Raw genomic sequence first — 12,938 nt, forward strand, 5'->3', positions numbered from 1 at the left:
AAATAAAATATATGGCGTTAAGCTTAATTTAAACGATATGAAAAACCTAAAAAAAATACTTCTGCTCTTGCTTTTTAGCTTCCTGGTGATTCCAACCTTTGCCCAAAAGGCATCCTGGATTTGGTACCCCGGCGATTTCGATATCTATATGAGCAATGTGATGCAGAATCGGAGAACAGAACGCGGATCATTTTTTCCAGTATTCTGGAAAATGGATAGTCATTATGTTTTAGTAGATTTTCATAAGGAATTTACGTTAAGCCAACCAGAAGAAGTTAAACTTTTTGTTGAAGGAACTTACAATGTTAAAATCGATGGGCAAGCCATTACTGGTTTTCCAAAAAGCATTCAAATCCCGGCAGGAAAGCATAAGTTAAGTTTAAAGGTATATAGTCAGGGTACGGTGCCCGCTATTTTTGTACAGGGAAAAACCATTGTTTCTGATGAAACCTGGTTAACCACTTTTGAAGATAAGGAATGGATTGATCAAAGTGGAAAGGTTTCAGATAAATCGGGAACTACCTTCGTTTCCGCAGGCTCCTGGAATTTAACAGATCCAAACGTGCTGCCCTCAAAATTTAAATTGCCTGTAGTTGCACACTATGCTGTAAACAAAGAAAAAGCAGGCAATGGTTATGTAGCAGATTTCGGGAAGGAAACATTTGGCTTCCTCAAAATACATGGTTTGAAAGGAAATGGAAAGCTAGATATTTATTATGGAGAATCCAGGGAAGAGGCTTTATCAACTGATAAGTGCGAAACGCTGGATCACCTGGATCTCAATCTAGCCAATAAGAAAGATTCGGTGATGCCACTTTCAAAAGCGTTCAGGTATGTGAATTTTCAGGCTGAAAATGGAGTTACTGCCGATTCCATTTCGATGCTTTACGAATATGCACCAGTAACGGAACGGGGGAGTTTTAAGTCGTCTGATGCGGAGTTGAATAAAATATACGATGTGGCGAAATACACCTTTCATTTGAACACCAGAGAGTTTTTTATCGATGGGATTAAACGCGATCGGTGGGTGTGGAGTGGTGATGCTTACCAGAGTTATTTGATGAATTACTATTCATTTTTCGATGCACCAACAGTTAAAAGAACACTTTTGGCACAGCGTGGAAAAGATCCGGTTACGGCACACATCAACACCATTATGGATTATTCTTTTTATTGGTTTCTAGGGATTTACGACTATTATAAATTTACTGGCGATAAAAAGTTTGTGCAGGATATTTATCCAAGAATGCAATCATTAATGACTTATATTGATGGCAGAAAGAACAAAAATGGTTTATTAGAATGGATGCCGGGCGATTGGATCTTCATTGATTGGGCAGATAAATTAAGTAAGGATGGAGAAGTAAGTTTTGAGCAATTACTCTATTCCAGAAGTTTAGAAACCATGGCTTTATGCGCTAAACTAGCCAATGATACCGAAAATACAGCAAAATACGACCGTGCTGCAAAAGCATTGAAAACTAAGATATTCGAATTATACTGGAACCAAAGTAAGCATGCTTTGGTGCATAGCAGAATTGCAGATCAACCAACGGATAACGTTACGCGTTATGCCAATATGTTCGGCTTATTCTTCGATTATTTCACACCAGAACAAAAGTTGGCCGTAAAAGAAAATGTGCTTCTGAATGATAAAATTGCCAAAATCACCACGCCATACATGCGCTTTTACGAACTGGAAGCATTGTGTGCAATGGGAGAGCAACCTTACGTATTAAAAGAAATGAAAAGTTATTGGGGTGGGATGCTTAAACTTGGCGCCACCTCTTTCTGGGAAGAATATAATCCTGATAAGAAAGGAGTGGAGCACCTGGAAATGTACGGCAGACCATTTGGGAAAAGCCTTTGCCATGCCTGGGGTGCTAGTCCGATTTACTTATTAGGGAAATACTATTTGGGCGTTAGTCCTGATTTACCCGGTTATGAAACCTATACTATTCAGCCAAACTTAGGTGGCCTGGAATGGATGGAAGGCAAAGTACCAACCGCCAATGGTGATATTTCTGTTTACATGAACAAAAAAGAAATCAGGGTGAATGCTGCCATAGGTACAGGGAAGCTAATTGTAAAAAGTAAATCAAAACCTGTAGTGAAAGGAGCGGAAGTGAAAGAAGTTTCGAGAGGTGTTTATGAAGTTAGGATTGAAAAAAATATGAATTATGCGATAGGATATACCCCCCCAGCCCCCTAAAGGGGGAGTGAAAAGCATGGTGGAAATAGAAAGCGGAAATATAGGGCGGATGCAGAGATAATGGCGTGAAACTAAGTCCCCCTCCTTTGGACTATCGTGTGGACACATTTTCCAGGCGTGGTTTTCTCTGCATTTTGCTAACCAACTTTAATAAAAAATTAGGCCTTACCGAAGAGCGCCGTCAATCCCAAGGGCCGGTGAAATCAAAAAAACAGTTGTATAATAGTAAAAATAGCACTAACAAACCTTAAACGCAGTGGTTTTGTGTTCATAATTTCAGGTTCGAAGCTTAAAAGAATATGAACACAAAACAAAGTGCCCGCTGTTTTTTTGATGTGTTTGGGATTTGCGAAAGGCCCATAGCTGGATTGACAAAGCGCTTTGGGTACTTTGGGCTCCAAAGTACCATGCCTCCGCGGCAAAGAGCGGGAAAAAGATCTTTATAAATTAATTGTGTCCACACGATAGTTTAAGGGCAGAGGGATCTAAACCCCAATCCTTTGCTCTATTTTTTTAACACATTTATAAGCCTCAGCAAGAATTACTTCATTTTCAATCGCTTTATCTGTATTCAACGCATTTAACATAGAGATAGTTAAACAAGCAATAATGCCATTGTTGCTTGCCAGACCCACTGGTACTGAAATATCGGTAACGCCGGAAACTGAATCACTATTTTTTAGATAGGAACCATTTTGCTGAATATCTTTCAGGGAGATTAAAAAATCTTCCTGTTGAGGTTTTGCATACTTTTTATAGATCGCATTATTTTTTAGCGTGACAGTTCGTTCATCTTCAGACATGTAAGCCAATAAAACCTTTCCAGATGCGGTAAGCGGCAAAGGAAACAAATTCCCTTCTTCAATAGAAAGTGCAATCGGTCCCGGACTTTTCGCATGAATAATCACCATCACCTGGTTCATGTATAAAATACTCAAGTGACATGACTGGCGAATGCTGTTTGCCAATTCTTCCAACGGAAACTGCGCCGCTTTACGCAACTCATCAATAGGCGAGTGGCGGTGAGAAAGATAAAACAGCTTAAGTGATAAACGGTATTTCCCGGAAACTTCATCACGCAGAATATAACCGCGACTCTCCAGACTCATCAACATCCGATAAATTTCGTTCGGTGTTTTCTCAATGCCTACAGCAATTTCTGTTTGAGAAAGTGGGATAGATTGCGCTGATAAATATTCCAATATATCTAGCCCCTTATCCAAAGCTGGTGCCTGATATTTCGATTCTTTTTCGTTCATACGGGTCTAAATTTGGCTGTAGCAATTTTTTTACAATTCCAAACATACAAAATGCATTCATATTTATCGCTTACAACATTTTGTATTAATTTAAATACGAAGATATGTTTTCATATTTAAAAAAAACATTTATATTTGAATTGATGCCGTGTTAGCGTTACAGATTGATTTCTTTAATTTTTGAAATTGGTTCTTTTCTGCTTCAAGGTATTAATAACCATTTATAAACCCAAATTATTATTGCTCTGCGTAAAATTGGCAACGCGGAGTTAAACATAAAATAATGAGCAGAATTTTCTTTTTTTCCTGGCTATTTTCGATCAGCATTTCGCTGTCTGCGCAAGATATTCAGGTTGCTCAATTATCTTGTGCTTACTTAAATAATCCAATTGGGATTGACCTTGTTAACCCGAATTTAAGCTGGAAACTGCAATCTGCTCAACATAACATCATCCAAACCGCTTATCAGATTCTAGTTGCAAGCAGCATTAGTAATCTTGGTAAAAACATTGGCGATGTTTGGGATACGAAGAAAGTAAGTTCCAATCAATCTATCCAGGTTCAATATAATGGTTCGAAACTGGTCTCCACAAAAATATATTATTGGAAAGTAAAGGTTTGGGATAGTAAGGGAAAGGTTTCTGATTGGAGTAAATCTGCTTTTTTTCAAATGGGTTTACTAGGTGTAGCCGACTGGAAAGGTGCGAAATGGATCGCTTACGAAAGGTTGGCCGATTCGAATGTAAATGTGCTGCCAACTGATGGCAAAAAAGATAAGTTTAATGCGAACAATGTGTTACCCATGTTTCGCAGAGATTTTGTGCTGGCAAAATCAATAAAAAGTGCTACTACCTTTATTTCTGGTTTGGGGCATTTTGAATTGAGTTTAAATGGAACTAAAGTAGGAGATGATTTTCTTGCTCCCGGCTGGACGAAATACGATAAAGAAGCACTTTATGTCACCTACGATATTACTAAACAGCTCAAAAAAGGTTCAAATGCTGTTGGCGTGATGCTTGGCAACGGCTTTTATTATGTTCCTCCCATTAAAGGAAGATATAGAAAATTGAAGTCAGCTTTCGGTTATCCAAAAATGATCTGCCGTCTACAAATTGAATATACCGATGGAACATCAACCAATATAGTGAGTAACGAAGGTTGGAAAACTGCACCATCACCCATTATATTTTCTAGTATATATGGTGGCGAAGATTACGATGCAAACCTGGAACAAAAAGGTTGGAATACTGCTGGATTTAAGGATGCTCACTGGAAATCAGTGCTGCTGGTTGATGGTCCGAAGTTAAATGCACAGAAAGAAGCGCCTGTAAAAGTGTTTGATCACTTTAGTGCTAAAAGCATTACACAAACCGGCAATCAGGAATGGGTTTATGATTTAGGTCAGAATGCTTCTGCCATTATCGAATTGAAAGTTCGGGGCAGTAAGGGAGATACCGTTCGCATTACACCTGCAGAGTTATTGAAGGAAGATGGTACGATTACTCAAAAAAACATTGGCGGGCCATCCTATTTCACTTATATTTTAAAAGGCGATGGTTTAGAAACCTGGCGACCTAAATTTTTCTATACAGGTTTCCGCTATTTGCAGGTTAAAGGTGGCGTTCCTGTTGGAAAGGAAAATCCTTCGAAACAAGCTGTAATAGAGGATTTAACAGCGCTTCATATTCGCAATGCCGCAGAAGCTATTGGGAAGTTTAGTTCATCAAATGAATTGTTTAATAAGACCTTCACCTTAATCGACTGGTCGATTAAAAGCAATATGGTGAGTGTATTTACTGATTGTCCGCACCGCGAAAAGCTGGGCTGGCTGGAGCAGCTGCATTTAATGGGTAAATCAGTAAATTATAATTATGCCGCGGCACCATTATTTAAAAAGGCAACTGTTGATATTCGGAATTCACAGCTTGCTAACGGACTCGTACCTGAAATTGCACCCGAATATGTGAAATTTGAATGGGGTGGCGACATGTTTCGCGATTCGCCGGAGTGGGGAAGCAGCAGTATTTTAGTGTCCTGGGATTTATATAAATATTATGGCGATCGGCAAGCATTAATTGATAATTATCCCGTAATGCAGCGTTACTTTAAATATTTAGGCACAAAAGCGGAGCAACATATTTTATCTCAGGGGTTAGGAGATTGGTACGATCTTGGGCCGAAGCCACCAGGTGTTTCCCAGCTCACGCCAATGGGTATTTCGGCTACCGCTATCTACTATTATGATTTAAAAATCATGGAAAAAATTGCTACATTATTAGGAAAACCAACCGATGCTCGGCAATATTCCAACCTGGCTTTAGCGGTAAAAAAGGCATTTAATCATAAGTTCTTCAATCGTAAAACCAAACAATATGGCTCCGGCAGTCAGGCTGCAAATGCCATGGCTGTTTACATGGAATTGGTTGAAGATCAAGATAAAAATGCCGTGATTGAAAATTTGGTAAAGGATATCAGGGCAAAAAATAATGGATTAACAGCTGGTGATATTGGCTATCGATACGTTTTACGCGTATTGGAAGATGCAGGAAGATCGGATGTAATATTTGATATGAACAGTCGCTCTGATGTACCCGGTTATGGGATGCAAATTGCCAAAGGTGCTACTGCATTAACCGAAAGTTGGGCTGCATTGCCAACCGTTTCAAACAATCATTTTATGCTCGGGCATTTAATGGAATGGTTTTACAGCGGTGTGGGCGGTATCCGTCAGGAGGAAAATTCGGTGGCATTTAATAAGATCAGGATTGAGCCTGAGGTTGTGGGCGATTTAACTTTTGCAAAAACGGAATACGATTCTGCTTATGGTAAAATTACAACCGATTGGAAAAAATCGGCGAATGGATTTGAACTGGAAGTAAATATCCCGGTTAACACCACAGCAGTAGTATACCTTCCTGCTCCTGATAATCAAACTGTTTCCGAAGCAAATCATGCGGTATTCAAATCACTGGGGTATAAAAATGGAAAAGTGATGGTGGCTGTAGGTTCAGGGAATTATAAATTTAAAGTGAAGTAGGATGAAAGCGATCTGGATCTATATCATTTTTGTCTTATCTGCACTTTCGGCTGCTGCACAAAAAAAATCACTCCCAATTTCGGCTACAGAGATGCAAAAGATTTACGAAGAAGTAAAAACACCTTATAAGTATGGCTTGGTCCAAGTTCCTGAAGATAAAGAACACAAAATGGATTGCCCGACCATCTTTAAAAAAGGAAAAGACTGGTACATGACCTATTTAATTTTTAGCGGTCGTGGTTACGAAACCTGGTTATCAAAAAGTGAGGATTTATTGCATTGGGAGAACGTCGGAAAAATGATGTCATTCAGCAATGCAGGCAAATGGGATGATAACCAAAAGGCCGGGTACAACGCTTTATTAAATATGAAATGGGGCGGAAATTATAAAGTCAAGCCGTTTAATGGCAAATACTGGATGTCGTATTTCGGCGGCAAAGAAAAAGGCTACGAAGTAGAACCATTATCCATCGGGATGGCTTACACGACTAAACATCCGTCAGTTGTTCAGGAGTGGAGCCGATTGGATCAGCCAGTTTTAAGTTCATTAGACGCTGATGTGCGCTGGTGGGAAAACCGCAATAAACTTTTTAAAAGTACGGTTATCGAAGATAAAAAGAGATTAACAGGTCATCGTTTTGTGATGTATTACAATGCCGTTGGCGATTCTTTAGCGAATAATAAAAAAACGCGATGGTATGAGCGAATCGGTATGGCCGTTTCTGATGACATGATCCATTGGAAGCGTTTCCAGAAAGACCCAGTGGTTCATCATCCTGTTGGGATTACGGGCGATGCTGTTATTCAGCAGATTGGAAACAATTACGTCATGTTTTATTTCGGTGCTTTCTGGCTAGACAGAAAAGGATCTTTCAATCGTTTTGCAGTCTCTAAAGATTTAATCAACTGGACCGATTGGACGGGTGAAAACCTGATAGAATCCTCAGAAAAATACGATGAATTGTATGCACATAAATCTTTTGTATTGCAACATAAAGGTATTGTTTATCACTTTTATTGTGCGGTGAATAAGCAAGATCAACGTGGAATTGCAGTTGCAACATCGAAAGATCTTGGAAAAAGTAAAGTAAATTTTGTTAGCGAAACGAAGAATTAGAAATGAAGATGCCTCAGTTTACATATAGGATTTTTGGGTTGCTACTTTTAGTAGTACTCTCTTTTGGTGAGGCAAAATCTTCTTTAATCGTCATTTCGACCGAAGTGGAGAAATCTTTGAAATCAGTAAAACCCAGTTCAAATATTTCTCCATTCTGCTTTGCTCCAGTCGAAATGACGACTCATTTCAGCGCATTGCCAAGGTATGGCAATCCTAATGTGAAAGAGAGGCCAATCCAAAGTAGTGAGATTGCTTCGTGCCTCGCAATGACGAGGGCAGGAGAACCCCGTACCAGAACCAGTTTCAACAAAGAATGGAAATTCTTTTTAGGCGATGAGCCGGGAGCTAAATCTCCTGCATATACCGATTCAAAATGGCGAAAATTAACTTTACCACACGACTGGAGCATAGAAGGGAAATTCGACGAAAAAAATCCAGCAAAACCTGAGGGGGGCGGTTTACCCACTGGAATCGGCTGGTATAGAAAAGAATTTAATGCACCTGCAAACTTCTCAAACAGATTAATTACGATAGAATTTGATGGCGTTTATAAAAACAGCCAGGTTTGGATCAATGGAAAATACTTAGGTAAACGTCCTTATGGGTACAGTTCATTCGCTTATGAGATCAGTAAATATTTAAAACCCGGAAAAAACCTCATTTCCGTAAAGGTTGATAATGCTGCCCAACCAGATTCACGTTGGTATTCGGGCTCTGGCATTTACCGGAATGTGTGGTTAACCTCATCGGCGAAAGTTTCCGTTGCAAAATGGGGTACGTTTGTAACGGCAGATCAATCTGGCAAAGTTCAGATCGAAACGCAGATCCAGAATAAAACATTAAAACCTCAGTCAGTTGCTTTAATTCATACCATTTATGATGCCAGTGGAAAATTGGTTTTAAAAACTAAGCCTGCATCTGTTAAAATAGATACTTCAGGCAAAATGATCACCTGCGAAGATCAGATTAAAAATCCAATGCTTTGGTCGGTTACCAACCCGAAGCAATACAAATTGGTTACTCAAATTCTTCAAAACAATAAACTGGTAGATGCTTACGAAACCAAATTCGGCGTTCGTACTTTCCAGTTTGATGCGGAAAAAGGTTTTTCGCTGAACGGCAAATCAATGAAAATATTAGGTGTTTGCCTGCATCATGATTTAGGTGCGCTTGGTGCTGCGGTAAACGTTCGTGCGATGGAGCGTCAGTTAGAAATCATGAAAGCGATGGGCGTAAACGCAATTCGGACTGCACATAATCCACCAGCACCTGAGTTTCTAGATCTTTGTGATCAAATGGGTTTCCTGGTAATGGATGAAGCTTTTGACATGTGGGCAAAAAAGAAAACCAAAAACGATTACCATTTAAACTTTGCAGAATGGCATAAAAGAGACCTGGAAGATATGGTTGTCCGCGATCGGAATCATCCATCCATCATCCTCTGGAGCATTGGGAATGAAATCCGTGAACAGTTTGATAGCACCGGGATCGCCATTACAAAAGAATTGGTTTCGATGGTTAAAAACCTGGATAAAACCCGTCCGGTAATTTCGGCATTAACAGAAACTGATTCAACTAAAAACTTCATTTATCAGGCAAAAGCACTTGATATTTATGGTTTAAATTACAATCATAAAAAGTATAAAGATTTCCCTAAAAATTATCCAGGTGTTAAGTTTTTAGCTACCGAAACCACATCAGCATTGCAAACCAGGGGGGTTTACGACACTGCGGACACGATTCGCCGTTGGCCAAAAGATGGTAAAACAAAGTTTACCGAAGGGAATAAGGAGTGGTCGGCATCTGCTTATGATAATGTTTCTGCTTATTGGGGTTCTACACATGAAGAAACCTGGAAGGAAGCGAAGAAATATGATCATGTTTCAGGTTTATTTGTCTGGACAGGATTTGATTACCTCGGCGAACCATTGCCTTATCCCTGGCCAGCCAGAAGTTCGTATTTCGGAATTGTTGATTTAGCTGGGTTTCCTAAAGATTCTTACTACCTGTACCAAAGCGAATGGACCAATAAGCCCGTGCTTCATATTCTGCCGCATTGGAATTGGGAACAGGGAAAATCAGTTGAGGTTTGGGCCTATTACAACAATGCCGATGAAGTGGAACTGTACCTGAATGGAAAGTCTCTGGGTAAAAAATCGAAGCAAAATGATGATTTACATGTGCTTTGGAAGGTAAATTTCGAGATAGGAACATTGAAGGCTATATCCCGTAAAAATGGAAAAGATGTTTTAACGACTGCAGTAAAAACTGCCGGAGTACCTGCAAAGATTGAACTGGTAGCAGATAGAAGTAAAATCAGAGCTGATGGCAAAGATTTATCCTTTATCACCGTTAAGATTTTAGATGCAGCAGGAAACGTCGTACCGAATGCCGATAACTTGGTTGATTTTAAAGTAGAGGGAAATGGATTCATCGCTGGTGTGGATAATGGTTTTCAGGCAAGTTTAGAGCCCTTTAAAGCCAATTCCCGAAAGGCATTTCATGGTTTATGCCTGGCCATTTTACAATCAACACAGAAAGTAGGGATGATTAAACTAACGGCAACTGCAGCTGGTCTGGCTTCCTCATCAATTACAGTTAATACGGTTAAATGATGATGATGATGGGATAGGTTTATTTTCGTCATTGCGAGGAGGTACGACGAAGCAATCTCATTCGGTAAATTGGATGTAAAATACGGTTGGTGAGACACCATCCCGAAATAAATATGGTCGGAGGAGATACCAGCCATTAGGAAAGTAGTTTTGTCATTCTGAGGAACGAAGAATCTGCAACCTACAAGAACAGGCTCTGCCATGGTAGTAGCTAACGTTAGGATCGTGTAGGATGGTTTTGGGATTCTTCACTGCGTTCAGAATGTCAGAAATAAATAAAAAATATTAAAGTGGAGAAGACAATTAATTTAAAAGGAATAACCTGGAACCACAGTCGTGGGCTTTTGCCTATGGTGGCAACAGCGCAGCGATTTTCTGAACTTTACCCAAATGTTCACATCACTTGGGAAAAAAGAAGTCTGCAACAATTTGCTGATTTTTCTATTCAGGAACTGGCAGAACAATTTGATTTATTAGTAATTGACCATCCCTGGGCAGGTTTTGCAGCTAAAACAAAATCAATTGTGCCTTTGGATTTCTACCTTTCTGATGATTATTTGAAAGACCAGGAACGGAATTCCGTCGGTCAATCTTATGAGAGTTATTTTTACGACGAACATTTGTGGGCTTTACCGATAGATGCCGCAACGCCAGTGGCTGCCTCAAGACAAGATTTACTTACCGAAAAAGTCTTACAATTACCCCAATCTTTTGAAGATCTATTAGCACTTGCAGATAAAGGTTTGGTTGCTTTCGCTGGCATTCCGATTGATGTTTTAATGAACTTTTACACATTGTGCTGCTCATTAGGCGAAGATCCTTGCCAAAATGATAGCGAAGTTATTTCAACGGAAACTGGTGTCAAAGCTTTACAAATGTATCGCGAACTGGCTTCGAAAATAGACCCTGCCAATTTCAATAGAAATCCCATTCAGGTTTATGAAGCCATGACTTTAACCGATGAAATTGCTTATTGCCCATTTGCTTACGGCTATTCAAATTATTCGAGAACCGGCTATGCACGGAAGGTGCTGCATTTCCATGATATGATTTCACTTGATGGGCAAACCAATTTGAGAAGCACCTTAGGTGGAACAGGATTGGCCATTTCCTCAAAATGTGAGGAGCTGGATATTGCTGCGAAATATGTGGAGTTTGTAGGTTCTCCGGTATGTCAATCCTCTTTGTTTTTTGAAAGTGGTGGTCAGCCAGGGCATTTAACCGCCTGGAAAAACGATGAAGTAAACCGCCAGAGCAAGAACTATTTTTTAAATACGCTGCCAGCTTTACAGCGTGCATTCCTCCGCCCGCGGTACCATGGTTCCATGTATTTTCAAGACCATGCTGGCGATGTAGTGCGGAATTATTTAATGAACGGTGGAGATGAGAAACATGTTTTATTAGCTATGAATGAATTATATCAGAAATCTAAAAGTTTAGTGTTATCATGAACAGGCCGTTAGAAGGACTTTTGGTTTTAGAGTTTTGCCAGTTTTTGGCAGGGCCTTCAGCTGGATTAAAACTGGCAGATTTAGGTGCACGTGTAATCAAAATCGAACGTCCAAATACAGGAGATGCTTGTCGCCAATTATCCATCAAAAACCTTTTTGTGGATGAGGATAGCTTGCTTTTTCATACCATCAACCGAAACAAAGAAAGTTATGCTGCAGATTTAAAAAATCCGGAAGATTTAGAAAAATTAAAAAAGCTCATCAATAAGGCAGATGTGATGACGCATAATTTCCGCCCCGGTGTAATGGAAAAGATCGGCCTTGATTATACAAGCGTTCAAAATATCAACCCAAAAATTATTTATGGAATGGTTACGGGCTATGGCACCGAAGGCCCATGGAAGAATAAACCGGGTCAGGATTTATTGGTGCAAGCCGTTTCTGGTTTAACATTCTTATCCGGAGTGGATACGGATGGACCTGTACCTTTTGGGCTGTCAGTTTCTGATATCATGTGTGGAAACCATTTAGCACAAGGTATTATGGCCGCTTTAATCAAAAGAGCGAAAACGGGTAAGGGTGTTTTGGTGGAAGTCAGTTTACTCGAATCCATCCTCGATGTGCAATTTGAAGTGCTGACCACTTACTTAAATGATGGCGGAAAACTACCCGATCGGAGCGGTGCAAAAGGCAGTGCGCATGCGTACTTAAGTGCGCCTTATGGCATGTACAAAACTAAAGATGGTTATATTGCAATGGCGATGGGGAATCTGCCCAACATTTGTGCGATCATCAATTGTAATATTTCCGATTTATATGTGGAAGCAGGTTCAGCATTCGAAAATCGTGATAAATTAATCGTGCGTTTAGCAGAAACTTTTACACAGCAAAACACAAAAAACTGGGTTGATCTTTTAGAAAGTCATGGGATCTGGTGTGCTGAAGTCTTAAATTATCAAACAGCAACAAACTTAAGTACCTATAAAAAATTAGAAATTGAGCAGGAGCTGGTTCTAGATAATGGCAAAAAAATGAAGACAACGGTAAGTCCGATTCGTTTAGATCATGAAAAGTTATTTGCATCGAAAGTAGCACCAAAACTAGGTTTGAATACCGCTGATATTAATAACGAATTTGAATTGAGTTAATCTTGTTAGTCGGGATCTGTAATCCCGACTTTTCGTGGATTTTAAATCCTCGGATAATAAGGCCAGGAAAATATTTCCTGGCCAACAAAAAGATCAGGT

7 protein-coding genes are annotated in these 12,938 nt (G+C 39.7%); 6 read left to right on the forward strand and 1 reads right to left on the reverse strand.

What is annotated here, in order from left to right:
• Nucleotides 1-37 precede the first annotated feature (37 nt).
• Nucleotides 38-2,212: an amylo-alpha-1,6-glucosidase gene (locus ACN1CD_RS04315; protein WP_419129033.1), complete on the forward strand. Its 2,175-nt coding sequence runs from the start codon at nucleotides 38-40 to the stop codon at nucleotides 2,210-2,212.
• Nucleotides 2,213-2,697: 485 nt separating this feature from the next.
• Here the strand turns inward: ACN1CD_RS04315 and ACN1CD_RS04320 are convergent, their stop codons facing one another.
• Nucleotides 2,698-3,471 (reverse strand): IclR family transcriptional regulator, encoded by a 774-nt coding sequence (locus ACN1CD_RS04320; protein ID WP_419129034.1) that lies wholly within the window; start codon nucleotides 3,469-3,471, stop codon nucleotides 2,698-2,700.
• Nucleotides 3,472-3,754: 283 nt separating this feature from the next.
• Between ACN1CD_RS04320 and ACN1CD_RS04325 the strand changes: the two genes are divergently transcribed.
• The 5 genes from ACN1CD_RS04325 (at nucleotide 3,755) to ACN1CD_RS04345 (ending at nucleotide 12,839) form a co-directional block, all read left to right on the forward strand.
• Nucleotides 3,755-6,508, forward strand: coding sequence for a family 78 glycoside hydrolase catalytic domain (locus ACN1CD_RS04325; protein ID WP_419129035.1), 2,754 nt, complete (start codon nucleotides 3,755-3,757; stop codon nucleotides 6,506-6,508).
• A 1-nt stretch (nucleotide 6,509) separates the two neighbouring features.
• Nucleotides 6,510-7,625, forward strand: coding sequence for a glycosylase (locus ACN1CD_RS04330; protein WP_419129036.1), 1,116 nt, complete (start codon nucleotides 6,510-6,512; stop codon nucleotides 7,623-7,625).
• A gap of 8 nt (nucleotides 7,626-7,633) precedes the next feature.
• Entirely contained in the window at nucleotides 7,634-10,240 is a 2,607-nt protein-coding gene (galB, locus tag ACN1CD_RS04335; protein WP_419129037.1) for a beta-galactosidase GalB, read from the forward strand.
• Between the two features lie 290 nt (nucleotides 10,241-10,530).
• On the forward strand, nucleotides 10,531-11,691 hold the full coding sequence (locus ACN1CD_RS04340; protein ID WP_419129038.1) for an ABC transporter substrate-binding protein: 1,161 nt from the start codon (nucleotides 10,531-10,533) through the stop codon (nucleotides 11,689-11,691).
• Nucleotides 11,688-12,839, forward strand: coding sequence for a CaiB/BaiF CoA transferase family protein (locus ACN1CD_RS04345; protein WP_419129039.1), 1,152 nt, complete (start codon nucleotides 11,688-11,690; stop codon nucleotides 12,837-12,839). Before ACN1CD_RS04340 ends, ACN1CD_RS04345 begins: the two co-directional genes overlap by 4 nt.
• The last annotated feature ends 99 nt before the right edge of the window (nucleotides 12,840-12,938 follow it).

The organism is Pedobacter sp. N23S346 (assembly GCF_048515415.1).
Lineage (GTDB): Bacteria > Bacteroidota > Bacteroidia > Sphingobacteriales > Sphingobacteriaceae > Pedobacter.